The organism is Campylobacter novaezeelandiae (genome assembly GCF_004323845.1).
Taxonomy (GTDB): domain Bacteria; phylum Campylobacterota; class Campylobacteria; order Campylobacterales; family Campylobacteraceae; genus Campylobacter_D; species Campylobacter_D novaezeelandiae.
The window spans coordinates 44098-69681 of the sequence record NZ_QPGR01000004.1 but is presented as its reverse complement, the minus strand read 5'-3'; the positions used below and the strand labels follow the sequence as shown (position 1 = coordinate 69681).

Genomic DNA, 25584 nt, shown 5'->3' with positions numbered 1-25584 from the left:
AATAAGATAAATAAAATAAAAGTAGATATTTAAAAATATCGAATAGCTAAAACTATTCGATATTTTCTCTTAATTTGAAATCTTGCTCATGATATAAACCGGTTCCAACAGGAATCATACGACCTAAAATTACATTTTCTTTTAAATCTTCTAAATAATCAAATTTACCAGCTATACTTGCTTCTGTCAAAACCTTAGTCGTTTCTTGGAAAGATGCAGCAGATATGACGCTATCACTTCCAATAGCCGCTCGCGTAACCCCTAAAAGAACCGGTTCAGCTATAGCCGGCTCTCCGCCCATTTTAATAATTCTTTCATTTTCTTGTCTAAATTTACGTCTTGAAACTAAATCTCCTTCAATAAATTTAGTATTACCGCTATCAACAATTTTAACCTGTCTTAACATTTGAGATACAATAACTTCTATATGCTTATCTGAAATTACAACACCTTGTCCGCGATAAACTTGCTGAATCTCAGAAATCAAATAATAATGTAAAGCTTTTTCGCCTAAAATTTTAAGAACATCATGACTTGAAATAACTCCATCGGTAAGTTTTTCACCTGCATGGATAAATTCTCCATCTCTTACTTGAATATGTTTTGATTTATCAATCAAATATTCTACACTAGTGCCATCTTCAGCTTGTATAATAATTCTTTCTTTAGAACGCAATGGCTTGTCAAATCTTACAACTCCATCAATTTCTGCTATAACAGCACTATTTTTAGGTTTTCTAGCTTCAAAAAGCTCAGAAACTCTTGGAAGACCTCCGGTAATATCTTTTGATTTTGTAGCTGCTTTTGGAGTTTTTGCTAAAATATCTGCTTGAGCTACTTTATCACCATCACTAACCAAAATAACTGTTTTTGGCTCAAGCTGATAGCGAACAGATTTTTCTCCTTTTCCTGCTATGATTAATGTCGGTCTTACTCCGCTTGGCAAATATTCATTAATCACTAAAGATCTTTTTCCGGTAGCTTCATCTACTTGCTCATCTGCACTATAGCCCGCTTCTATATCTTCAAATGCAACAACTCCATCGATTTCTGCTATAGTGGTATGATTATAAGCATCCCATTCTGCAATAATATTTTTATCTTTTTTGGTTGCACTTACAATTATAGTATTTGGGTCTTCAATAAAAGTACTATCATCAAATTCTATTTTTGATTCTCTTGGGATATAATATCTTTTTGCCTCTCTATCATTTTCATCTGCAATTACAACAAAAAAGCCTTTTTCTTTAACTATATCGCCTTTTTTAACATTTTTAACCCTATCGAGTCCATCTCCTTTTAAAATATAGAATTTTAAAGTTCCTTTTTCTCCTGCTTTAATATTTTGAACTATAGGATCGCCGTCTTTTACTAAAATATCACTTGCAAAAGGAATACGATTTGGGATATTCCAACCTTCTTTAATAACCTCTACAATGCTTTCATCTTCTTCAACTTCACTACCGCTTTGATAAGGCAAATAGAATTTACCATCGATATTACCACTTACACCAGCTAATTCATTTGGTTTTGCTAAATCATATTTTCTCAAAATGAATTTGGCTTCTTGCTTTTTATTTTTAACCGAAATAACAACATCTTCGTGGATATTCTCTACATTGATAACTCCCTTAAATGGAGCTTTTATTTTAGGCTCAACAAGCAAAATAGCCGCATTTCTACGATTTGCCACAATACTTTTATTTTCTTTATTTTTATAAGTTTTAAGATTGTAAAATCTTATAAAACCTTCTTTTTGAGCACTTACTTGTCTATCTTGTAAATCAGTACTTGCTGTTCCACCGCTATGGAAAGTTCTAAGTGTAAGCTGAGTTCCAGGTTCTCCAATAGACTGAGCAGAAATAATTCCCACAGCTTCACCAGGTCTTACAAGCTTTCCTTCTCCTAAATTCACGCCATAACATTTAGCACAAATTCCTTTTTTAGCTTTACAAGTTATAGGAGTTCTAATATTTACACTTTTAATTCCGCTTTCTCCTAAAATTTTAGCTTTCTCTTCATCAATCAAAGTGCCTTCAGCAAAAAGAACTGAATTTGTAATAGGATCAATTACATCTTCAGCTAAAACCCTTCCTAAAATTCTTTCTTCTAAAGTCTCTATAATAGAGCTATCAGCAGTAATTTCATTAATTTCTATACCTTCGTGAGTTCCACAATCTTCAATAGTAATTTTTACATTTTGTGCAACATCTATAAGCTTTCTTGTTAAATAACCTGCATTTGCCGTTTTAAGTGCGGTATCGGCAAGCCCTTTTCTAGCTCCATGGGTAGATATAAAATACTCAAGAACATTTAATCCTTCACGGAAATTAGAAATAATTGGTGTTTCTATAATAGAACCATCTGGTTTAGTCATAAGTCCTCTCATGGCAGCAAGCTGAGAAATTTGAGCTGCACTACCTCTAGCTCCAGAATCTGCCATCATATAAATAGAGTTAAAGCCATCTTTATCTTTTTCTACTAAATTCATCATTTCTTTTGAAAGAATGTTATTGGTACTTTTCCAAATATCTATAATTTTATTATATCTTTCACCCGAAGTGATAAGTCCAAGATTATAAGAATTTTGAATTTCTCTTACTTGTTTTTTAGCTTCATTGATTGCTTTTTCTTTATTTTTTGGAACAATAATATCAGCAATAGATATAGAAACCCCAGCTTTTGTAGCATACTCAAAACCAAGATTTTTTAATTTATCTAAGAAACTTGCTGTAATTTCTAAACCACCTTGTTTATAGACATAATCTACAAGAGCAGCAATATCTTTTTTCTTTAAAACTTTATTCCAACTGTATTCTGGAACAAAATCAGGTAAAATGGATTTAATAATTAAACGCCCTGCTGTTGTTGTAATCTTACGTCCATCTACAAGAGTTTGAATGCTAGCGTGAATATCAAGACTTTTTGATTCTAAAGCCATCATCACTTCATCAATTCCTGTGCAAATTTTATGAGCCCCTTTTGCTCCTGCTTTCTCCAAAGAAAGATAATAAATTCCTAAAACCATATCTTGCGAAGGAACAGTAACAGATTTACCACTTGCTGGCAAAAGAATATTCATTGATGAAAGCATAAGAACTTTACACTCTGCAATAGCTTCTTGAGATAAAGGAACATGAACAGCCATTTGATCCCCATCAAAGTCTGCATTAAACGCAGCACAAACTAGAGGATGAAGTTGTATTGCCTTACCTTCAACTAAAACAGGGTGAAATGCCTGTATAGAAAGCTTATGTAGAGTTGGCGCACGATTAAGCATAACAGGATGTCCCTCAACAACTTCTTCCAAGCACTCCCAAACTTCATTAGTTTTGTTTTCTATCATTTTTTTAGCTTGTTTAACTGTTGTAGCATAACCTTTTTCTTCCAATTTAGCTAAAAGATGTGGTTTAAAAAGTTCTAAAGCCATTTTTTTAGGTAAACCACACTGATCCATTCTTAATTTTGGTCCTACAACAATAACACTACGACCAGAAAAATCAACTCTTTTACCAAGTAAATTCTGTCTGAATCTTCCTTGTTTTCCTTTGATAATCTCACTTAAAGATTTTAAAGGACGTTTATTTGCACCTTTTACGGCATTGGCACGACGTCCATTATCAAAAAGTGCATCTACTGCTTCTTGAAGCATTCTCTTTTCATTTCTTATAATGATTTCTGGTGCATCAAGCTCCATAAGCTTTTTTAAACGAGTGTTTCTATTAATAACTCTACGATATAAATCATTTACATCAGAAACAGCAAATTTTCCCCCATCTAAAGCTACTAAAGGACGTAAATCTGGAGGTAAAACTGGAAGATTTGTAATCATCATCCATTCTGGACGATTTGGCACTGCATCTTCACTATCTGTATTAGCATTTAAATTTGAATTTAGAAAATTTTCTACTACTTTTAAGCGTTTTATAATAGTTTTTTTCTTTGCTTCAGAATTTGTAGCACTCATTTCTTCTTTTAATTGATTTAAAAGCGAAACAAGATCTAAATTTGCAAGCAAATCTCTAACTACTTCACCACCCATTCTCGCTTTAAAGCCGCTATTCTCATAACGTTGCATTAAATTTTGATATTGCTCTTCATTTAAAACATCACAGAATTCTACTTTTTTGGTATTTTCGTTATCATAATATGCATCACCTGGATTTTCAACAATATAAGCCTCATAATAAAGCACGCGCTCAAGATCTTTCATCTTAACGCCAAGCAAAGTTCCTATACGACTTGGTAAAGAATTTACATACCAAATATGAGCTACTGGAGTTACAAGTTCGATGTGCCCCATTCTTGAACGACGCACCTTAGAATTTGCAACCTCTACTCCACATTTTTCACATTTCACACCCTTAAAGCGCATCTTTTTATATTTACCACAAAGACATTCATAATCACGTATAGGACCGAAAATTTTTGCACAAAAAAGACCATCTCTTTCTGGTTTTAAAGTTCTATAATTAATTGTTTCAGGCTTTTTAACTTCTCCATATGACCAAGATTTAATCTTTTCAGGGCTGGCAAGTCTTAATTGAAAAGCCTCAAAATCCCTTGGTCTTGCTTCTTCCTTGATTTCTATAATTTTAAGCTTACTCATTATCTTCTTCCTTATCAAAAATTTCAACATCTAAAGCAAGAGATTTAAGTTCATTAGTTAAAACAAAAAATGTTTCAGGAATTCCTGTTGCAGGAACATTTTCTCCTTTAGTTAAAGCCTTATAAGCACTAAATCTTCCTTCGACATCATCTGATTTTATCGTGAGCATTTCTCTTAAAGTATGTGCGGCTCCATAAGCTTCAAGCGCCCAAACTTCCATTTCACCAAATCTTTGACCCCCAAATAAAGCTTTTCCACCTACAGGTTGTTGGGTTACTAAGCTGTAAGGACCAGTACTTCTTGCATGAACTTTTTCATCAACTAAGTGATGGAGTTTTAACATATACATACATCCTATATGAACACGTTCTGCTATCTTTTCTCCAGTTCTTCCATCATAAAGCTCAGTTTTACCATCCATATCAACCTTAGCTATTTCAAAGAGTTTTTCAAATTCTTCTATATTAACTCCCTCAAAAACTGGAGTAGCAAATTTAACCCCTTTACTCCAATCCCTAGCATAATTTAAAATCTCTTCATCACTCAATTTCTTAATAAAATTTCTTTCATTTTCAAGTCTTGGAATTGAACAAATCTCAAGCATTTTAGCTCTTAGTTCTTTAACAAAATCTTTTTGTTTTTTATCAAAAATTTCTTGGATCTGATCTCCTAATCTTAGACCGACTAATCCAAGATGACTTTCTAAAATTTGACCTATATTCATACGACTTGGAACACCGAGTGGATTAAGAGCGATATCTACACTTTTACCATTTGGCAAATATGGCATATCTACTTCTGGTACTATAGTAGAAACTATACCTTTATTTCCGTGACGTCCTGCCATTTTATCGCCAACTTTAAGTTTTCTTTTTGTTGCAATATAAACTTTAACAAGTTTCACAACTCCACTTGGTAAAATATCATCTTTTTCTAAAATTTCTAATTTCTCATCATGCTCACTCTTAAGCTTTTTCTTTTCATTTTGAAAATGATTTTTTAGATCTTCGTATTCTTTTTGTACTTCTTTAGAATATGATTTAATCAAAGAAGCAAGAGTGAAACGATTGATTTTTTCAAGCTCCTTAATATCAACTTTCTGCCCCTTTTTATAGGTTTTATCATTAATTTTTTGTTCACTATTTAAAGGAGAATTAGATAATAAAGCGCATACTCTTAACATTTCTTCTCTATCCATCATTAAAAGTCTATCATGATGTTCTTTTTCTAAAGTCATTTTTTCTTTATCATAAGACTTTATAGCTCTATCATCTTTATCATAGCCTTTTTTAGTAAAAATTTTAACATCAACTACAACACCCTCTAAAGAAGCAGTCGCATATAAAGACTTGTTGACAACATGCCCTGCTTTTTCTCCAAAAATTGCTCTTAATAATCTTTCTTCTGGAGTAGGCTTTACTTCACCTTTTGGAGAAACTTTACCTACTAAAATCATACCTGGTTTTATATGTGTTCCTATTTTAGCAATACCACTTTCATCTAAATGTGCAATATCCTCTTCTTTAACATTTGGTATATCTTTAGTAATTTCTTCAACACCATCTTTTAATTCTCTTGCTTCAATTTCTTTTTCATAAATATGCACACTTGTAAAAGTATCTTCACGTATGATTCTTTCACTTACTACTATAGCATCTTCATAGTTATAACCATTCCAAGGCATAAAAGCTATTAATGCATTTTTTCCTATAGCAAGCTCTCCTTGATCCATGCTTGGTCCATCGGCTATAATTTGACCTGCTTTTACAATATCGCCTTTTTTAACAATAGGATGTTGAATATAATTTGTATTTTGATTTGTTCTTAAATTTTTTTCTAAAGTATAATGGTCTATAAAAGGACCTTTATCATCTTCTCCCAAAATAAAAATACTTCTATTATCAACTTTTTCTACCACTCCTCCACGCTTAGCTTTTACAGCTTCCCAAGCATCTCTGGCAATAATTTTTTCCATACCAGTTCCAACAATTGGAGCACTAGAGGTCAAAAGTGGTACAGCTTGACGTTGCATATTAGAACCCATCAAAGCTCTATTAGCATCATCATGCTCTAAAAATGGTATTAAAGAAGCAGCTACACCAACTATCATACCCGAACAAAGATCTATGAGTTGAACTTCTTCACGTCTTGCAAGTATAGTTTCACCATCTTGTCTTGCTTCTACAAATTCTTCGATAATATTACCATTTGAATCAATTTTAGTTGAAGCAGGAGCTATAAACATTCCTTCTTCTTGAGTAGCAGTTAAATACACAATTTCATCTGTTACTTTTCCGTTAACAACTTTTTTATAAGGAGCCTCTACAAAACCCAATTGGTTCACTTTAGCATAAGTTGAAAGTGTATTAATAAGACCTATATTTTGACCTTCTGGAGTTTCAACAGGACAAATCCTACCATAATGAGTAGCATGAACATCACGCACTTCAAATCCAGCTCTTTCCTTAACTAATCCACCTTCACCTAAAGCTGATAAACGACGCTTGTGAGTAATTTCACTCAAAGGATTTGTTTGATCCATAAATTGAGAGAGTTGACCGCCTGTAAAAAACTCAATGATAGTTGTGGTAATCATTTTAGGATTAATCAAATCATAAGGCATGATTTTATCTATATCTGTGTTTAAAGAAGTGAATTTATCTCTTATAGCTTTTTGCATTTTGGCTAAGCCTAAATGTAATTCATTGGCTAAAAGTTCTCCAATAGATCTAATTCTACGATTTCCTAGATGATCTCTATCGTCAATATGCCCTTTTCCATTTTTAACTTTAATTAAATATTTTGCCGTTTTTATAATATCTTCATTTGTTAAAACGGTTAAATATTCTGGAACATCCAATCCTAACTTATGATTCATTTTCATACGACCTACTTTTGTAAGATCATATCTTTCAGGATTAAAAAATAAATCGTTAACAAAAGCTTTAGCTGCATCTTTAACAACAGGTTCTCCAGGACGCATTACTTTATAAATTCTTATTGCTGCTAAATCATTTTCATCATCGATATTTTCACTTTGTTTAAGTAATTTTAATGTTTCATTATCCTGTGCAAATGAATTAATAATTGCAGCATCTACTCCATTAGCTAAATCATTGGCAATATCAAAACTCTTTTGTTCTTTTATTTTTACTAATTTTGCTTCATCAATTAAAGTTAAAGAATCAAATAAAACTTCGCCTGTTTCTTTATTAATAATAGGATTTGCCAAATAACGATTTAAAAGAACTTCAACAGGATATTCTATCCATTTTAAACCATCTTTTAAGAGTTGCTCTGCTTTTTTTCTGGTTAGTCTTTTTCCAGCTTGGTGAACAACTTTACCCTTTTCATCTTTAATATCATATTCTATTCTATCCATAAAATCATTTGGATTAAATTCTGTTAAAAATTTATCCTTTTTAACATGAATAGTTTGTATAGGATAAAATAATTTAATAATATCTTGTTTTTTATAACCCAAAGCTCTAAATAGCATGGTTACTGGAATTTTTCTTCTTTTATTAATCCTTACATAAAGCACATCTTTTGCATCATACTCAAAATAAAGCCAAGAACCACGATCTGGAATGATTTGAGCTGTATAAACTAATTTATTTGCAACTGTAGAACTTTCCTCTTCTTTGAAAATTACCCCAGGACTTCTATGCAATTGATTTACAACAACTCTTTCAACTCCATTGATAATAAAAGAAACTCTATCAGTCATAAGAGGAATTTCTCTTATAAAAATTTCTTGTTCTTTAATATCTTTTACACCAATTTTCTCACCTGTTTTTTCATCTTTCTCATGTAAAGTGAGACGGATTTTCATTTTTAAATTTACTGAATAAGTTAAACCTCTTTCCATACATTCTCTAATGGTATATTTAGGTTTACCTATCTCGCTACTAACATACTCTAAACTCAATCTATTTTGAGGATCGTGTATTGGGAAAATAGACTTAAAAACTTTTTCTATACCACTTTCACTATTATTAAGATTTAGAAAATAATCAAAACTTTTTTTCTGTAATTGTAGAAGATTAGGAATTTCTATTTGTTTCGAAATATTTGAGAAATCTACTCTTAAACGATTTCCTAGTTTATTATTTGACATATCGCATACCTCATATGGTAAATTTAAAAAAGAAGACCTAAAATTAGGTAAAAAACTAAAATAAAGAAGGCTTAGATTAGAAAGCCTTCTTAAACATATAAACTTATTTAAGCTCTACTTTAGCACCAGCTTCTTCAAGTTGTTTTTTAGCTGCTTCAGCATCTGCTTTAGCTACGCCCTCTTTTAAAGTAGAAGGAGTTTGTTCAACAGCATCTTTTGCTTCTTTTAATCCAAGACCTGTTAAAGCACGAACAATTTTAATTACTTCGATTTTTTTAGCACCACTATCAGTTAAAACAATATCAAATTCAGTTTTTTCTTCAGCACCTCCAGCGGCACCTCCAGCGGCACCTCCAGCGGCTGCAACCATTACAGGAGCTGCAGAAACACCAAATTTTTCTTCGAATTCTTTTACTAATTCTGATAATTCAAGAACACTTAAATTTGAAATATATTCTAACACATCTTCTTTTGTTATCGCCATTTTTTATCCTTTTATTCTGATTCTTTTTTATTTTTTAACGCATTTAGGCCTATTGTAAAGTTGGTAATAGGCGCATTCCAAACCTGCAAAAGCATAGCAAGCAACTCATTACGTGAAGGCATTTTAGCTAAAGCTTTAACTTTAGATACTTCAACAACTTCACCGTCTACAAAAGCACTTTTAATTTTAAAGCATTCATTATTTTCTTCAAATTTTGCAGCAACTTTTGAGACGCTTAATTGATCTTCTCCCCAAAGATAAATATTAGTATCTTTGAGTTCTAAGCCTTTTTTACCGGAATTTGAAAGAGCAATATTCGCTAAAGTATTTTTAATAATTTGAACTTTAACATTATTTTCTCTTGCATTATTTCTAAGCTCTTCAAGCTTTTTAGTTTTTAAGCCTCTGTAGTCACAAACTACAATAGCTTCGCTCATTTTAAAATTCTCTTCAAGCTTAGCAATAATTTCAACTTTTTCGCTTCTAGTCACATCTTCTCCTTTCCGATTGAGATTTCAAGTAGAGCAGATAAAAATCTAATTAAGTATAAATACCTCGACTATCTTCAATCTAAAATAAATATCTCAAGAAAAAAAATTTCTTCAAATATTTATTTTAAGTTACCTTATCTAAAGGTAACTTATTTCATATCTAATAATTCTTGAACTTCAAGCTTTAATGAAGGACTCATAGTTAAACTTAATGCTGCACTCTTAATATATCTTCCCTTTGCAGCAGCTGGCTTATGTTTATTAATCGCTTTAACAAATGTAGAAATATTATCAAACAATTTATCTTTAGAAAAACTAACTTTTCCAAGTCCTGCATGAATATTTCCTTGCTTATCTACACGGAAATTTACCTGACCACTTTTTGCATTATTAACCGCTTGTGCAACATCCATTGTTACTGTTCCAGTTTTAGGATTTGGCATTAATCCTTTTGGACCTAAAATACGACCAACTTTACCTACTAAACCCATTAAATTTGGAGTTGCAATTAAAACATCAAAATTAATATTTCCCTTTTGAATCTCTTCAACCAAATCATCACTACCAACGATATCAGCTCCAGCATTTTTAGCTTCATCTGCTTTTGCATCTTTTGCAATTACTGCCACACGAACTTTTTTACCAGTTCCAGCTGGAAGAACAACTGAACCACGAACCATTTGATCTGCATGTCTTGGATCTACATTAAGCTTAAGAGCGATTTCAACCGTCTCATCAAATTTAGCTGAAGCTAAAGTTTTAATATTATCAATTGCTTCATTTAAATTATAGTTCTTTTTTAAATCAACTTTTTCTGATAATTCTTTTAATCTTTTAGTCATTTTAGCCATCTATTCTCTCCGCATTTTTAAAGTGCTTCCGCCTTTTTGGCGGTAAATTTATTAATATTAATCAACTATTTCAACACCCATAGAACGTGCTGAACCTGCAATAATTTTTGCAGCCTGATCTCTATCTTTAGTATTTAAATCTGCAAGCTTTTTATCAACAATTTCTAAAACTTGAGCACGAGTAAGCTTGCCCACTTTATTTTTAAGTGGATTATCCGCACCCTTTGAAATACCTGCAGCCTTTTTAATAAGATCAGTAGCAGGAGGCTGTTTAGTAATAAAAGTAAAACTTTTATCTGCATAAACAGTAATTACAACAGGTATGTTAAATCCTGCCATATCTTTTGTTCTTTCATTAAAAGCCTTACAAAACTCCATAATATTTACACCTTGCTGACCCAAAGCAGGACCTACAGGAGGTGAAGGATTTGCTTTTGTAGCAGCAATCTGTAATTTTATTTCACCTACAACTTTTTTAGCCATAACCAAATCTCCTTAAAAAATTAAATGCTTAAAGTATTATATTATCTTTTCAACTTGAGAATATAAAATTTCTACTGGTGTTGAACGTCCAAAAATAGAAACGTTAAGTTTTAATAATCCTCTAACCATATCATATTCTTCTACTATACCAGTAAAATTAGCAAAAGGACCTTCAATAATTCTAACATTCTCACCCTCGTCAAATGCAATTTTAGGCTTAGGTGCAGCCTTATGATGCACTTTTTCCAAAATTAAATCAATATCCTTTTCATTCAAAGGAGTTGGTTTTTTAGATTCTCCAATAAAACGACCTACTTTTGGAAGAGATTGTATACGATGCCAAAGCTCTGTATTTAAATCTAGACAAGCAAAAACATAACCTGAATAAAGACTTCTTTCACTAATTTTTTCTTTTCCATTTTTAAATTCTATAACATCTTCGGTCGGAACAACAATTTTTTTAAGTTGCTCTTCGATTCCATTATCTTTTACTAAATTCTCAATAGCTCTTTTAACTGCCATTTCACTACCAGCATAAGTTTGAATAGCATACCATTTATGATTATTCATTAGTTTCCTTTACTTTATAATTAAAGAAATAACCGATGACATTATCCAATCTACCAATGTCAAAAATAAAGAAACTACTGTTACAACCACAAATACAGTGATATAAGCATTTCTTACTTGTTCTTTTAAAGGAAAAATTACTTTCCTTAATTCTGTTTTTGACAATTTAAAATAAGTGATTAATTTTTCCATTTATATCAACCTTCAATATGGCAGGGCAAGAGGGACTCGAACCCCCAACCATCGGATTTGGAATCCGGCGCTCTACCATTGGAGCTATTGCCCTATAAAAATTAAAAAGATTAACTTTTTAATTTAACTTCTTTATGTAAAGTATGTTTTTTTAATCTTGGGCAATATTTTTTTAATTCTAATTTTTCAGTATTATTCTTACTATTTTTATAAGTGCTATAATTTATATCACCACATTCTTCACATTTTAAACCTATTTTAATTCTCATTCTAATTCCTTATAAAAAGCCAAGATTGTTAAATCTTAGCTTTAAAATTTAAGTTATTTATTTAAGTATTTTTGTAACAACACCAGAACCAACAGTTTTACCACCTTCACGAATAGCAAAACGAGTTCCTTCTTCTAATGCAACTGGTGCAATTAAGCTTACAGAAATTCTTACATTTTCTCCTGGCATAACCATTTCAACACCTTCGGCTAATTTGATAGAACCAGTTACATCTGTTGTTCTTACATAGAATTGCGGTCTGTAATTATTAAAGAATGGAGTATGTCTACCACCTTCATCTTTATTTAAAATATAAACTTCAGCTTCAAAATCTGTATGAGGTGTTATTGACTTAGGTTTAGCAAGAACCATTCCACGGATAACATCTTCTTTTTTTGTTCCTCTTAAAAGAACTCCAACATTATCACCTGCTTCACCTTGATCCATTTCTTTTCTAAACATTTCTACACCTGTAACTGTTGTAGTTTGAGTATCTCTAATTCCTACAATTTCTACAGTATCTCCAACTTTAACAATACCTTTTTCTATTCTACCTGTAACAACTGTTCCACGACCAGAAATTGAAAAAACATCTTCAATTGGCATTAAGAAATCTTTCTCTGTATCACGAGTTGGTGTTGGTATATAACTATCAACTGCAGCCATAAGATCAAGTATTTTTGCAGACCATTCACCGTCTTGTCCAGCCTTAGCTTCTTCTAAAGCTTTAAGTGCTGAACCAGAAATGATAGGAGTATCATCTCCAGGAAAATCATAAGAACTCAATAATTCTCTAATTTCCATTTCAACTAATTCTAAAAGTTCAGCATCATCTACCATATCTGCTTTATTCATAAAAACAACAATATAAGGAACTCCAACTTGACGTGAAAGTAATATATGCTCTCTAGTTTGCGGCATAGGACCATCAGCAGCAGAAACAACAAGTATAGCTCCATCCATTTGCGCTGCACCTGTAATCATATTTTTAACATAGTCAGCGTGGCCAGGACAATCAACATGTGCATAATGGCGATTATCTGTTTCATACTCGATATGAGAAGTAGCAATTGTAATACCACGTTCTTTCTCTTCTGGAGCATTATCGATATTATCATAATCTTTAAGCTCTGCCAAGCCTTTTCTTGACAAAACAGCAGAAATAGCAGCTGTTAAAGTTGTTTTACCATGGTCAACGTGACCAATTGTTCCTATATTCACATGTGGCTTATTTCGTGAAAACTTTTCTTTAGCCATTTTTTTCCTCCATAATTAAAGTATAATCAAGCAAAGCAAGTCTATATTGTATAATTTTTTCAAATCAATGGAGCTCATAGCGGGAATTGAACCCGCGACCTCTCCCTTACCAAGGGAGTGCTCTACCTCTGAGCCATACGAGCGCTCAGAAAAATTATTTTTATAGACAACAAAAATCTAGGAGATAAACTGTAAGTTTTAAAATAAATACAGCTCCCAGTTTATAATTTTGGAGCGGGAAACGGGACTCGAACCCGCGACCCTCAGCTTGGAAGGCTGATGCTCTAGCCAACTGAGCTACTCCCGCAAGCAATGATGGTGGTGAGTCGTGGATTCGAACCACGGAAGGCGAAAGCCAGCAGATTTACAGTCTGCCCTCGTTGGCCACTTGAGTAACTCACCAAAACGCTTCTATCTGGTCAAACACTGTTAAATGGAGCTGGTTAAGGGACTTGAACCCCCGACCTGCTGCTTACAAGGCAGCTGCTCTACCAACTGAGCTAAACCAGCAAAAATTAGGTTGTTATTCTAACCTAAAAAAAAGGTTTTGTCAAGGAAAAATTAAAAAAATAAACAATATTTTAAAATATTATGCATTATTAAATTACTAAATTACCTAAACATCTATCTATATTCTATGAACTATAAATACTATTAAGTCTTTAATTAATTTTTAAATTTAAAAATTAATTAATTTTTAAAAATTTGTAATTAATATTAAATAAAAATTAATTTAATATTTAAATTTTATATATTATTTTAAATATATTTTAAGTTTATTTATAATAAATTTCAAATATAAGTTAACAAATAGTTAATAAAAATTATCTATTGCTATTAATTAATTGTTTTACTTAAATTTCCAATCGCAAGGTTATACTTATGAATAAACTTATATTAGGTATTACTGCATTAGTTTTATTTTTAGGAAATAATGCATTAAATGCAAGGCAAAATCCAAACGTTCTCATTCAAGGACAAGCGGCGCAAGATGGCAATACAACACCAAGAACGCTTGAAGGTTATATTCATCAAGAAGATGCTTTTTTTAAATATTTAAAAGAAAATCATCCTATGTTCAAATATGAAAAAGAAGGTCGTATAGTTGGAAAATATGCTATAAGTGATAGAGAAGAAGAATATGTAGAATTTTCAAATGGCCCTACATTTGCAGAACAAAACCATCTTTCTAATACCTCTATAACATACCGCCTAGGAATGGAATCATTTTTAGATATTCCAAATAAATTTGTAGGTCCTAAAAAATGTGGAGAATGCCACCCTGCTCAATATAAGGCATGGGAGAGATCTCGCCATGCAAAAAGTGTCCGTTTTCCAGATGAATTTGAAGAAGTAAATAATGATCTAAAAAAACCTATGTACAACTCTCCTTCTACAATTTTACCATTAGGAATTTATCCTGATGATGTTTATGCAGTAATTGGAACACCAAGAACTAAATATGGGTTTATCGATAAATGGTTAGTGCGTGGAACTTATCATGTTGAGGATGGAAATTTAAGCAATATGACTGGAAAAATAGTAGCAGGAGGAAATCAATTTTCAAGATTATGGAGCGAGTTTTTAACCCCAGAAATGACTAAAAAAATTGCCAAATTTTCACCAGGATTTCCAACCACTTTAGAAGAATTTGGAGGAAATGGATCAAAAGTATGGGGAACAAATTCTTATGCTGCAAGCTATGGAAAAAATATGCTTTTCCAACCAGCAAGTTCATACTGTGAAACATGCCACTCTTTTAAATTTGATTTTAAAAATAAAGAAGAATTTTATAAAGCTTTAGGCAATCCACAAGAATTAAGAAAACATACAATCTCTAAAGGAATTTCTTGCGAAGAATGTCATGGAGCTGGTGCCCATCTTTATGGAGCTAGGGGAGCTGGTATGCCATCAAATTGTGAAAGATGTCATCAAAGATTTTCTTATGATCAAGAAGATGCAAAGAAAAATCCAAGAAAACCATTTAATGCCTTTTTTAAATCTAGCTGTCCAGCATGCGGAACAGAAGGAGCTCAAATGTATAGCTCTGCTCACTATGATAAAGGTATGAGATGTTCAACTTGTCATGATCCGCATGAAGTGACTTATAATAACTGGAAAGATGGTTATACAAAAGTTGGACTTAAAAAAACTTGTGCAGATTGTCATGACACGCAAGCAGGATTCTTTAAACAAGGCGGAATTCATTCAAAAGATAATTGCACCGCATGTCATATGCCAAATATGATGAGTTGTGAAAATTTTGGAGTGGTTCAAAATCCTGATAAAGGTGGATTTGACAATGTTAGAGCTTCACATATTTGGAAAATAAAAGTTGATAAAGAAGCAAAAACATTAAATCCACCAGAAGGAAAAGAAAGATCTCCAAAAACACCCGGATGGACTATAGCAAGAGATAATGATGGAAGATTTTTTCTTGATCTAATGTGGAGTTGCGGTCGCACAAGTTTTAGTGATCCAAATTTAATGGGTCCTGGTGCTAGCGGTTGTCATAGTGCAGTGCAGTCAAATTTGCCTAAAAAACTACACTTTACAAATCAAGAAATGATTTATGACATTGTTGTAGGTTGGCAAAAACCTGTAAAAGATGGCTATGAAAATATCTTAAAGGGTATTAAAGATATAGATAAAAAAATGGCTGAAAATCCTAAACTCTCTGTTGAGAAAAAATCAAAAGTTATTTCTTTAGCTAATCAGGCAAGAGAAATAGCAGAAAAAATACAAAAAGACGGTTCTTGGGGAGTTCATGGACCGGTTTATTCCAAAAAAATAGTTGATGAAGCTTTAGTTTATATACAAGAAGCTAAAAATATTCTCAAATAATTTTCTTGCTCCTTTTTTGGAGCAAATTTTAAGGAGCTAATCTTGAAAAAAAGCTTGATCAAATTTATTATTCTTAGTTTTTTTATGTTTTTTGCACAGTTAGCTTATGCTGATGGAAAAATGCAAATTGGTATTATAGATGGCATCACTCCAATTAGTATGGCAGATGCTGAAAAACTTTTAGATAAAAAAGATATATATTTCATAGATGTTAATTCAGAAGAAGAAAGAGAAAATGCAGGTTATATTCCTAATGCAATCTTAGTCAATGCCGAAAACTGGCAAAATTTGCTACCAAACGACTTTAATGCTACTTTAATTTTTTATGGTTCAAATCGCTTTACTTATAATGCCTCAAGTCTTGCGAATTTAAGTAAAAAAATGGGTTATAAAAATATTTACGTTATGCTTGATGGTATTGAATCATGGGTTATATCAGGAAGAAAGGTTCAAAAAGAACAAATAGAAAAATGGCAAAATGCAAAAGATATAAAAGATTTTAAAGATAGCATTCATTCAAGAATGTATTTTGGAGATTTGCCAAGCTGTAGAGATTGTCATGGAAAAGGTGAAAATCAAAAGAAAATTGAATATTACAACGCTGCAAATTTAGATCTTATAAATAATAACTGTGCTACTTGTCATAAAGAAGCTAATAAAGAATTTAAACATAGCATCCATCAAAATATAAGCCAAATGGCACTTGGCAAAGATGGCAAAGAAAAGAAAAAACCAACTTGCACAACTTGTCACGAAATCCATACTAACAATAATAATGTTTTTGATCTTATGACCTTAAAACAAAGAAGCGATTTTAAGTGCGGAGAATGTCATCAAGATAAACAAGATCGTTATCATGATACTTTTCATGGAAAAGCTATGTTTTTAAACACCCCAGGAAGTGCTCCTAAAGTGGCTGCTTGTTTTGATTGTCATGGAAAGCATAATATCTTAAAAGTAAATGACTTAAATTCGACTTTATCACCTATAAATCGTGTTAAAACTTGTATGGAGTGTCATCCAAATTCAAATGAAAATTTTGCAAATTTTATAGCACATGCTGATCATAATGATAGAAATAATTTTCCACTATTAAACACAGCTTATATATTTATGACTTGTCTAGTTGTGGGAGTTTTTGCATTTTTTGGACTTCACACTCTGCTTTGGAGTATAAGATTGATCATTGCAAGAATTAAAAATCCTATTACATGGAAAAAAGCAAAAGAAAATACTCATAATGATAAGATTTTGATCAAACGCTTTTCAACATTTCATAAAATACAACATTTCTTTATGGCTGCAAGCTTTCTAGGACTTGCTTTTTCTGGTCTGCCACAAAAATTTTATACAGCTCCTTGGGCGCAAACTATGATTAATCTAATGGGCGGACCTCTTAATGCAACACTTATACATCATATCAGTGCCATTATAATGTTTATGGTGTTTTTCTCTCATATTGGGGAAATTATTTTAGTTAATTGGAAAAGAAGAGATTTAGTACGCAATCCTAATACAGGAAAATTAGATAAAAAGAAAATTTTCAAAGCTCTTTTTGGGCCTGATTCTTTAATGCCAAATTTACAAGATTTTAAAGACATGAAAGCACATTTTAAATGGTTTTTTGGCAAAGGAGAAAGACCTCAATTTGATCGTTGGACTTACTGGGAAAAATTTGATTATTTAGCAGTATTTTGGGGTATGTTTGTAATAGGATTTTCTGGATTAGTATTATGGTTTCCAACATTTTTTACTCTAATTTTACCTGGATGGATGATAAATCTTTGCACATTAATTCACTCAGATGAAGCTTTACTTGCAACAGGATTTATCTTTGCAATACACTTTTTCAATACTCATTTTAGAGCCGATCGTTTCCCTATGGATATGGTTATATTTTCAGGAGTTCAAAGTGAAAGTGAAATTAGACAAGAAAGAAATAATTATTATAAACGTTTAATAGAAAGCGGAAAATTAGAAACACTTAAGGAGAAAAATTCAAAATTTAACTCTTACAAAGGTATAGCAAAAATAATTGGCTATGCAATGTTAATTACAGGAATGATATTTTTGTTTTTAATGATTTATGCTTTCATTATAGAACTATTAAAATAAGTGCCTATTTTAGGCACTTTAAAAAGGATAAAAATTGATTAAAAAAATATTATGTGGATTATTTATTTTATTTTTATATGCTTGCAATGATGAACAAATTAATAAGAATATATTAAGCAATAATTCAGCATTAAGTAAAGAGCAACTCGAACATTCAAATTCATTAGATATAAATTCTTATAAAGAAATTGCTATTTTTTTTAAAGACAATCAAAATATTATTTTTGATGATAAAAAACCGACATTTATTATATTTAGCTCCAATAACTGCAAATATTGCAATAAATTAAGAGAAGAAATCAAAGAGGACAAAAAATTACAAGATAAGCTAAGAAAAGATTATAACTCTTACTATATCAATATAAGCTATCAAAAAATCCATAATATCAACAAACAAAAACAAACAACACAAGATCTTATACAAAACTATGATATTCAATCAACCCCAACTTTAATATTTTTTAACTCCTCTGGAAAAATGTTGCTTAATTATCCTGGATTAATGGGCGCAAAAAGGCTTGCTTTAACCATGGATATTTTAAAAGAAAATCAAAATTTAACAGAAGATGAACTTTTAAAAAAGCTATTTTTAGCTTATAGGGAAAATAATGTTTAAAAAAATATTTTTTTCATTATGGATGAGCCTTATTTTACTTTTTCTTTACGCGTTTGCGTGTGCTGTTGCAACCTTTATAGAAAATGATTTTGGAACCAACGTAGCTAAAACATTAATTTATAATGCCTTATGGTTTGACTTGCTTCATTTAATACTAATCATTAATTTAATAGGCGCAATAGTAATTTATAAATTTATACCTAGAAAAAAATACGCTATTTTGCTTTTACACTGTTCCTTTATCATGATACTTATTGGTGCTGGGATAACTAGATATTTTGGCTTAGAAGGGGGAATGCATATAAGAGAAGGTGAAAAATCAAATATCTTAATAACAAGAGATGAAATTCTTTCTTTTATGGTCTATAATGACATAGGAAAAGTGATAGAATATTTTTCTTTTCCTATAAATTTACATCCTTTATTTAAAAATCACTTTGAACAAGATATAAATTTAAAGGACAATAAAGTCAATATAAAACTTAAAAGTTACACTAAAGCACAAGATAAAGAAAGTCTTCCTATTATAGAATTTAATATAAATTATAAAGGTGATTCAAAAGATATTTTACTTCTTAGTAATTATAACAATGAAAATGTAATTCCTTTTAGATTAGCTGATAAAATTTTTGCCCTTAATTTGGGTCCAAAAGAAATTCAATTACCATTTTCTTTAACATTAAATCAATTTATATTAGAACGTTATGCAGGATCCATGAGCCCTTCATCTTATGCTTCAGATATTATAGTTAATGATAACAATCAAAATTTTGAATATAAAATTTTTATGAATAATGTTTTAGATTATGGAGGTTATCGTTTTTTTCAATCCTCATACGATGAAGATGAGAAAGGAACTATACTCTCAGTCAATAAAGATCCGGGTAAAATTCCAACTTATATAGGTTATACCTTACTTATTATAGGTTTTTTATGGGTAATATTTGATAAAAATTCAAGATTTTTAAAACTTAGTTCTTATCTTAAAAATCAAAAAAATTTATTTTTATTTTGTATTTTACTTTTATCTTTGCAAAATTTTGCCTTTGCTAATGAAGAAAAAGATAACATTATCAATACTATAAAAAGCATTAAGCAAAATTCTAATGAACATTCTAAAATATTTTCAAGTTTATTAGTGCAAGATTTTGATGGAAGGATTAAGCCCATAGATACTTTGGCTATGAATTTTATCCATAAAATCACGAAAAGAAATTCTTTTTTAGGATTAAATTATAATCAAATATTTTTAGGAATGATGATTTATCCAAAATACTTTAAACAAGTTAAGATGATTCCTATAAAAACAGATAAACTTAAGCAGATTTTAGGAATTAACAATGAAGAAAAATATGCATCTTATAATGATACTTTTGATGGAAATTTTTATAAAATCATAAATTATGTTCAAGAAGCAAACCGAAAAAAACCAAATCTTAGAACGCAATTTGACAAAGACATTTTAGCTTTAGACGAAAAAATTAATCTAGCATTTTATATATATAGCGGAGAAATTTTTAGAATTTTCCCAGATCCTAGCTTTAATACTACAACTTGGTATTCACCTGCTACAAATATGCCTTTTAAATTTAAAGACATTCAAATGATACAAAATCTAATGTATAATTATTTTTTAAATTTTAATACCGCCTTAGAAGATAATAATTTCACACGAGCCAATGAATCTTTAATAAATATCAAAAAATTTCAAGAATATTACGGAGAAAAACTTTTACCTTCTCCTTTAAAAATAAAAATGGAAATTTTTCTAAATCATTTTGATTTCTTTAAAAATTTAGGCTATATTTATCTTAGTTTTGGAATTTTGCTATTTGTATTAATTTTTTATGAAATTTTAAAAAATAAAAATATTTTCAATACCCTTAAAAAAATTATTATATTTTTAACACTACTGGCTATTTTAGTGCATATTTTTGCATTAACTTTAAGATGGTATATAGGAGATCACGCTCCTTGGAGTAATGCCTATGAAAGTATGATTTATATAGCTTTAGCTTGTATAATCTGCGGATTTATGTTTTACAAAAAATCAATTTTATCTCTTTGTGTTGCAAATATTATGGCTGGAATTTCTTTATTTGTGGCTCATCTTGGCTTTATGGATCCACAAATTACAAACTTAGTTCCTGTTTTAAAATCTTATTGGCTAAATATTCACGTTTCTATTATCACTGCAAGTTATGGATTTTTAGCTTTTTGTTTCTTTTTGGGGGTTTTTAGTTTAGTTTTATTTATTTTAAGAAATTCTCAAAAACCACAAATTGATCAAAGTATTTTAAACATTCATTGCATCAATGAAATGGCTATGATTATAGCACTTGCTTTGCTTACCATAGGAAATTTTTTAGGTGGAGTTTGGGCAAATGAAAGCTGGGGAAGATACTGGGGGTGGGATTCTAAAGAAACATGGGCTTTAATTTCTATTATCATTTATACCATAATCTTACATTTAAGACTTATACCAAAACTTAATTCACCTTTTGTTTTTGCAAGTGCTAGTATTTTAGGTTTTTATTCCATTTTAATGACCTATTTTGGTGTTAATTTTTATTTATCAGGGCTTCATTCATATGCAAGTGGCGATCCTATACCTGTGCCTAAATTTCTATATTTTTTTATTATTTTTACTTTTGCTTTAATCATATTAGCTTTTTTTAAAAGAAAACTTAAAAGTCCTATTTAACTTATCTTAAATTTAAGATAAGTTAAAAATTTTTATTTTTTAGCTTTTTCAAAAAATGGATTATTTTTAAATTCTTTTTTAGGATTTACAAAAAATACAAAAATATATCTATAAAGATGAGAAAAAATTTAGATAAAGGTCTGGTTATTTTTTGAATTATAATAATTTTTAAAGGACGTTTTTTGTATATTTGAACCTGCTTGAGCCTGAAAGCTAAATAGATTTTTCATATACATCAAATTATAAATTTTATAAAAATAATACATATCTAAATAATAATCAACAGGTGCGAACCAAATTTTAGCATTTTCTAAAAGTTTTTTAGCTCCTTTTGGATTTATAATATAAGAGAAGCTAAAAAAGATTATTTTTTAATACTAAAGCGACATTTTTATCAACCCTATATGCTATTTTATTTTCTTGATAATTAAATCTTAACATTTCATAATCTAGACTTAAAATTTCATTAAGATGTTCTATAAATTCTTTGTTAAAAACTATATCATCTTCTAAGATTAGTATTTTTTCATTAAGCCTTACACATTCTTGCCATAATAAATAATGACTTGCAAAACAAGCCTTTTCAGACTCGCTCATCAATGCTCCACCTCCATATAAATAGGCAAGAAAAGTAAAATGTTTTTAAATTTTAAATGCTCATATAATTTACATCAATAGCTTTAAAAAATTAAATTCTAATTTTTCTTTTATGAGGGGCGGGATAAATTAGAAATTTGTTTTTCTAAGTTAATACGTTTTTAGGTTGATCTTTATAAATTGATAATAAATACTTTCATTTAAAAATCCTTATTATAACTAAATAGATTAAGAAATTTTTTAGCTCTATCTGTATTAGGATTTTTAAAAAATATATCAGGAGTATTTTCTTCTACTATAGTGCCATTATCCATAAAAACTATTCGATCGGCCACCCCTTTAGCAAAGCCCATTTCATGAGTTACTATAATCATGGTCATACCCTCTCTTGCTAGATTAAGCATTACCTCTAGAACCTCACGTACTATTTCAGGATCAAGAGCTGCTGTAACCTCATCAAAAAGCATTAATTCAGGATTCATACATAAACTTCTAACTATAGCTATACGCTGCTTTTGTCCACCGCTTAATTCTCTTGGATAAGCATCAATCTTATGAGATAAACCAACTTTTTCAAGCCATTTTTTTGCCTCTTCTAGAACTTCTTCTTTGTTTCTTCTTTGAACTTTTGTAGGACCTAAAAGTATATTTTCTCTTACACTTAAATGTTCAAAAAGCTCATAAGATTGAAAAACCATTCCTACTTTTTGACGAATTCTTGTCCAGTCTTTAAAATCTTTTGTTATTTTTTCTTTATCGATATAAATACTTCCATCAGCAATTTCTTCAAGCCCATTAATACAACGCAATAAAGTTGATTTTCCGCATCCACTAGGACCTAAAATAACAAGAGTTTCCTTTTGCTTTAATTCCAAATTGATATTTTTTAAAGCATGATGATTACCATAATATTTTTGTAAATTTTCTATTTTTAAAATACTCACATTAACTCCATTTTTTTTCTAAAATTCTAGAATACAAAGAAACAGGGTAGCAAATTATAAAATATATAATAAAAATTAATCCATAAATTATAAAAGGAGCAAAATCATTTTTATTATGAAATTCTATAATTTGTTGTCCAACCTTAACAAGCTCAACACTTCCGATCAAATAAGCAAAAGTAGTACTTTTTACCATACGCGTTAGCAAATTCATACTTACAGGTGTTAATCTTCTAAGGGCTTGCGGTATAATAATATAAATAAAGCTTTGCAAAGAATTTAAACCTAAAGATGCGGCACTTTCGTATTGGTGTTTAGGAATACTTTGCAAAGATGAACGCACTAAATCCATCATTTCAAAACTTCCCCAAATGCTAAAAACAATAATAGCAGAAGTTGTGCTATCTAAATCAATACCAAGCCATCTTGAAAATCCAAAATAAACAATAAAAAGCCAAACGAGTAATGGCATTACGCGTATAAATTCTAAACCAAAACGACAAAATGCATAAATATAAGGATTTTTAAGAACCATTAAAATTCCTAATACAAGACCACCCAATGAGGTCATGATAATACTAATAACAGAAATTTCAAGCGTAACAAAAAGTCCTTGTGCCAATCTTAAAAAAGTATCTTGATTTAAAAGATCAAGCATGTCTTAGCCTTTTTTCGATATAAGATAAAATTAAAGATAAAGGTAAAATGATACACAAATATCCCAAAAATAGCATAAATAAAAGCTCATCTGTCTTATAAGTAAGCGAATTTAAACCTTTCATTAAATTTACCAAATCTGGCAAAGCTATAATACTTACAACAGATGTTTCTTTAATTAAAAAAATCATATTTGCACTGATACTTGGTATAGAAATGGCTAAAGCTTGAGGAAAAATAACATATCTTAAATTTTGAAAAGATGTAAATCCTAAAGAAAGTCCTGCTTCAAATTGTCTCTTTTTTATAGCTTCAAAACCCGTCCTAAGACTCTCTGCCATATAAGCACCGCCCAAAAAACTAAGACCGGCTATAGCACAAGCAAAAGCAGGACGCAAGCTTTCATCAACGCTAAGACATATTAAATTTAAAATAGGCATTTGCTCTAAATGTATATTTAGCTTTGGCAAAGCATAATATAAAAAAAACAGCTGTATAAGCAAAGGAGTATTTCTTGCAAGTTCTATATAGATATTACAAAAATATTCAAAAATACGTATTCTAAAATAAGATGCTACAACACAAAATACTCCAATAATTAAAGAAAAAACGATCCCAAAAAAACTTAATTTTATGGTAAGAAAAGCTGCTTGTGCAAAAGCTGGAATATAGTGCAATAAAAAATTAAAATCCATCAAAGCTTCCTTAAGATAACTCGCTGAAATTTTTTATAAGTTTTTCTTTATCTAAAATAGTAATTTTACCTTTGTTAGTTGTTAACAAATTCTTATTTTTAAATTCTTTTAAAATTCTAGATAAAGATTCTACTCTAACATTTAAATCAAGTGAAATTTGCTTTTGAGTCATTATATCCAATTTCTGTTCATTTTCCAAAATATAAGAAATTACTCTCTCTTTTAATCCCAAAGAATTCTGCAAAAGTTTTTTTTCTAAAATTTTAATTTTTTCAAATAATGAAGCAATAAGTAAAAAATTAAATTTTGTATTTTCTAAACATAAATTATAAAATTTCTCAAAATTAATTTCTAAAATCTCACTCTCTTCTTCAAACTCAGCATTAGCCGGATATTTCAATCTTTTAAAAGCTGGCATTTCAGCTATAAAACTTGTGGGCAAAAAACGATGCAAGGTCATTTCTTTATCATTTATGCTTTTGTAAACACGCACTTTTCCTTTCAAAAGTATAAAAAAATTTTCAGCCTGTTCATCTTCATAAAATAAAATATTATTTTTTTTATATCTTTTAATATTGCCTATCTTATGTAAAAAATTTAAATAATCTTCCATTGCCTCTCATTTAACATAAGTTAATATTTAAATTATTTGAATCTGATATATTAACCATAAAAAATTAACAAAGGAAAAAAATGATTTATGAAACAATTGATCAAGAATCTATTTTAAAACTTATGGATATTTTTTATGACAAAATAAGAAAAAACGAAAAATTAGGACCTATTTTTAATAATGCCATAGGAACAGATAATCAAAGTTGGCAAGAACATAAAAAGAAAATAGGAAATTTTTGGATGGGTATGCTTTTAGGTGAAGGAAACTATACAGGGCAACCACTTAAAGCACATCTTGAACTTCCACCTTTTCCTAAGGATTTTTTTGAAATTTGGCTTGAGCTTTTCAATGAAAGCTTAAAAAGTATTTATAAAGACGATATAACAAATATTATATTGCAAAGAGCTCAAATGATAGCTAGGCATTTTCAAAATATGCTTTATCAATCTTAATTTATATTATTAGTCTTA

The 25584-nt window shown here is 30.1% G+C and carries 20 protein-coding genes and 5 tRNA genes; 5 read left to right on the top strand and 20 right to left on the bottom strand.

Features of this window, described 5'->3' with window-relative positions; genetic code table 11:
• Positions 1–52: 52 nt before the first annotated feature.
• The 15 genes from rpoC to DU473_RS03240 all read right to left on the bottom strand — a co-directional run bounded on the left by rpoC (position 53) and on the right by DU473_RS03240 (position 13836).
• On the bottom strand, positions 53–4609 hold the full coding sequence (gene rpoC / locus DU473_RS03310; RefSeq protein ID WP_131163597.1) for a DNA-directed RNA polymerase subunit beta': 4557 nt from the start codon (positions 4607–4609) through the stop codon (positions 53–55).
• Positions 4602–8729, bottom strand: coding sequence for a DNA-directed RNA polymerase subunit beta (rpoB, locus tag DU473_RS03305; RefSeq protein WP_131163598.1), 4128 nt, complete (start codon positions 8727–8729; stop codon positions 4602–4604). Before rpoB ends, rpoC begins: the two co-directional genes overlap by 8 nt.
• A gap of 103 nt (positions 8730–8832) precedes the next feature.
• Positions 8833–9213 (bottom strand): 50S ribosomal protein L7/L12, encoded by a 381-nt coding sequence (rplL, locus tag DU473_RS03300; RefSeq protein WP_131163599.1) that lies wholly within the window; start codon positions 9211–9213, stop codon positions 8833–8835.
• An 11-nt stretch (positions 9214–9224) separates the two neighbouring features.
• Positions 9225–9704, bottom strand: a complete 480-nt coding sequence (rplJ, locus tag DU473_RS03295; RefSeq protein ID WP_131163600.1) for a 50S ribosomal protein L10 — start codon at positions 9702–9704, stop codon at positions 9225–9227.
• 149 nt (positions 9705–9853) lie between these two features.
• Entirely contained in the window at positions 9854–10555 is a 702-nt protein-coding gene (gene rplA / locus DU473_RS03290) for a 50S ribosomal protein L1 (RefSeq protein ID WP_131163601.1), read from the bottom strand.
• Positions 10556–10612: 57 nt separating this feature from the next.
• Positions 10613–11038 carry a 50S ribosomal protein L11 gene (gene rplK / locus DU473_RS03285; protein ID WP_027304856.1) on the bottom strand — a complete coding sequence of 142 codons (426 nt, stop codon included), beginning with the start codon at positions 11036–11038 and terminating at the stop codon, positions 10613–10615.
• Positions 11039–11074: 36 nt separating this feature from the next.
• Positions 11075–11608: a transcription termination/antitermination protein NusG gene (gene nusG / locus DU473_RS03280; protein ID WP_131163602.1), complete on the bottom strand. Its 534-nt coding sequence runs from the start codon at positions 11606–11608 to the stop codon at positions 11075–11077.
• A 9-nt stretch (positions 11609–11617) separates the two neighbouring features.
• Positions 11618–11800, bottom strand: a complete 183-nt coding sequence (gene secE / locus DU473_RS03275; protein ID WP_131166332.1) for a preprotein translocase subunit SecE — start codon at positions 11798–11800, stop codon at positions 11618–11620.
• A gap of 18 nt (positions 11801–11818) precedes the next feature.
• Positions 11819–11894, bottom strand: a tRNA-Trp gene (locus tag DU473_RS03270).
• 16 nt (positions 11895–11910) lie between these two features.
• Positions 11911–12069: a 50S ribosomal protein L33 gene (gene rpmG / locus DU473_RS03265; RefSeq protein WP_131163604.1), complete on the bottom strand. Its 159-nt coding sequence runs from the start codon at positions 12067–12069 to the stop codon at positions 11911–11913.
• A 57-nt stretch (positions 12070–12126) separates the two neighbouring features.
• A complete protein-coding gene (gene tuf / locus DU473_RS03260) occupies positions 12127–13326 on the bottom strand; it encodes an elongation factor Tu (protein WP_131163605.1) in 1200 nt (399 codons plus the stop codon).
• Between the two features lie 68 nt (positions 13327–13394).
• Positions 13395–13469: transfer RNA gene (locus DU473_RS03255), tRNA-Thr, on the bottom strand.
• An 87-nt stretch (positions 13470–13556) separates the two neighbouring features.
• A tRNA-Gly gene (locus DU473_RS03250) sits at positions 13557–13633 on the bottom strand.
• 9 nt (positions 13634–13642) lie between these two features.
• Positions 13643–13728: transfer RNA gene (locus DU473_RS03245), tRNA-Tyr, on the bottom strand.
• 32 nt (positions 13729–13760) lie between these two features.
• Positions 13761–13836, bottom strand: a tRNA-Thr gene (locus DU473_RS03240).
• 372 nt (positions 13837–14208) lie between these two features.
• On the opposite strand from DU473_RS03240, the gene DU473_RS03235 reads away from it, so the two are divergent.
• Genes DU473_RS03235 through DU473_RS03220 form a run of 4 tightly spaced genes read left to right on the top strand, consistent with a single transcriptional unit; the run spans position 14209 to position 21605 of the window.
• The gene (locus tag DU473_RS03235) at positions 14209–16170 is read left to right on the top strand and encodes a cytochrome c3 family protein (protein ID WP_131163606.1); all 1962 of its coding nucleotides are present in this window, start codon (positions 14209–14211) and stop codon (positions 16168–16170) included.
• A gap of 42 nt (positions 16171–16212) precedes the next feature.
• The gene (locus DU473_RS03230) at positions 16213–18285 is read left to right on the top strand and encodes a rhodanese-like domain-containing protein (protein ID WP_131186518.1); all 2073 of its coding nucleotides are present in this window, start codon (positions 16213–16215) and stop codon (positions 18283–18285) included.
• A 34-nt stretch (positions 18286–18319) separates the two neighbouring features.
• A complete protein-coding gene (locus tag DU473_RS03225) occupies positions 18320–18901 on the top strand; it encodes a SoxW family protein (protein ID WP_131163608.1) in 582 nt (193 codons plus the stop codon).
• A complete protein-coding gene (locus DU473_RS03220; RefSeq protein ID WP_131186517.1) occupies positions 18894–21605 on the top strand; it encodes a cytochrome c biogenesis protein in 2712 nt (903 codons plus the stop codon). The genes DU473_RS03225 and DU473_RS03220 overlap by 8 nt, the downstream gene beginning before the upstream one ends.
• Before the next feature lie 354 nt (positions 21606–21959).
• Here the strand turns inward: DU473_RS03220 and DU473_RS03215 are convergent, their stop codons facing one another.
• From DU473_RS03215 to DU473_RS03195, 5 genes are all read right to left on the bottom strand, one after another.
• Positions 21960–22202 (bottom strand): glycosyltransferase family 25 protein, encoded by a 243-nt coding sequence (locus tag DU473_RS03215; protein WP_131166336.1) that lies wholly within the window; start codon positions 22200–22202, stop codon positions 21960–21962.
• 200 nt (positions 22203–22402) lie between these two features.
• Complete coding sequence (locus tag DU473_RS03210; protein WP_131186516.1) at positions 22403–23146, bottom strand: amino acid ABC transporter ATP-binding protein; 744 nt, start codon at positions 23144–23146, stop codon at positions 22403–22405.
• 1 nt (position 23147) lies between these two features.
• The gene (locus DU473_RS03205; protein ID WP_131163613.1) at positions 23148–23804 is read right to left on the bottom strand and encodes an amino acid ABC transporter permease; all 657 of its coding nucleotides are present in this window, start codon (positions 23802–23804) and stop codon (positions 23148–23150) included.
• Positions 23797–24498 (bottom strand): amino acid ABC transporter permease, encoded by a 702-nt coding sequence (locus tag DU473_RS03200; protein ID WP_131186515.1) that lies wholly within the window; start codon positions 24496–24498, stop codon positions 23797–23799. The genes DU473_RS03205 and DU473_RS03200 overlap by 8 nt, the downstream gene beginning before the upstream one ends.
• Before the next feature lie 10 nt (positions 24499–24508).
• A complete protein-coding gene (locus tag DU473_RS03195; protein WP_131186514.1) occupies positions 24509–25111 on the bottom strand; it encodes a Crp/Fnr family transcriptional regulator in 603 nt (200 codons plus the stop codon).
• A gap of 80 nt (positions 25112–25191) precedes the next feature.
• On the opposite strand from DU473_RS03195, the gene DU473_RS03190 reads away from it, so the two are divergent.
• A complete protein-coding gene (locus tag DU473_RS03190; protein ID WP_131166340.1) occupies positions 25192–25566 on the top strand; it encodes a group III truncated hemoglobin in 375 nt (124 codons plus the stop codon).
• The last annotated feature ends 18 nt before the right edge of the window (positions 25567–25584 follow it).

Coding starts and splice junctions, on each gene's coding strand:
- tuf (WP_131163605.1), bottom strand. CDS start 13,326: ATGGCTAAAGAAAAGTTTTCACGAAATAAGCCACATGTGAATATAGGA.
- DU473_RS03215 (WP_131166336.1), bottom strand. CDS start 22,202: ATGAGCGAGTCTGAAAAGGCTTGTTTTGCAAGTCATTATTTATTATGG.
- rpoC (WP_131163597.1), bottom strand. CDS start 4,609: ATGAGTAAGCTTAAAATTATAGAAATCAAGGAAGAAGCAAGACCAAGG.
- DU473_RS03220 (WP_131186517.1), top strand. CDS start 18,894: ATGTTTAAAAAAATATTTTTTTCATTATGGATGAGCCTTATTTTACTT.
- nusG (WP_131163602.1), bottom strand. CDS start 11,608: ATGAATAATCATAAATGGTATGCTATTCAAACTTATGCTGGTAGTGAA.
- DU473_RS03195 (WP_131186514.1), bottom strand. CDS start 25,111: ATGGAAGATTATTTAAATTTTTTACATAAGATAGGCAATATTAAAAGA.
- DU473_RS03205 (WP_131163613.1), bottom strand. CDS start 23,804: ATGCTTGATCTTTTAAATCAAGATACTTTTTTAAGATTGGCACAAGGA.
- DU473_RS03200 (WP_131186515.1), bottom strand. CDS start 24,498: ATGGATTTTAATTTTTTATTGCACTATATTCCAGCTTTTGCACAAGCA.
- rplL (WP_131163599.1), bottom strand. CDS start 9,213: ATGGCGATAACAAAAGAAGATGTGTTAGAATATATTTCAAATTTAAGT.
- rplK (WP_027304856.1), bottom strand. CDS start 11,038: ATGGCTAAAAAAGTTGTAGGTGAAATAAAATTACAGATTGCTGCTACA.
- secE (WP_131166332.1), bottom strand. CDS start 11,800: ATGGAAAAATTAATCACTTATTTTAAATTGTCAAAAACAGAATTAAGG.
- rpmG (WP_131163604.1), bottom strand. CDS start 12,069: ATGAGAATTAAAATAGGTTTAAAATGTGAAGAATGTGGTGATATAAAT.
- DU473_RS03190 (WP_131166340.1), top strand. CDS start 25,192: ATGATTTATGAAACAATTGATCAAGAATCTATTTTAAAACTTATGGAT.
- rplA (WP_131163601.1), bottom strand. CDS start 10,555: ATGGCTAAAATGACTAAAAGATTAAAAGAATTATCAGAAAAAGTTGAT.
- DU473_RS03235 (WP_131163606.1), top strand. CDS start 14,209: ATGAATAAACTTATATTAGGTATTACTGCATTAGTTTTATTTTTAGGA.
- rpoB (WP_131163598.1), bottom strand. CDS start 8,729: ATGTCAAATAATAAACTAGGAAATCGTTTAAGAGTAGATTTCTCAAAT.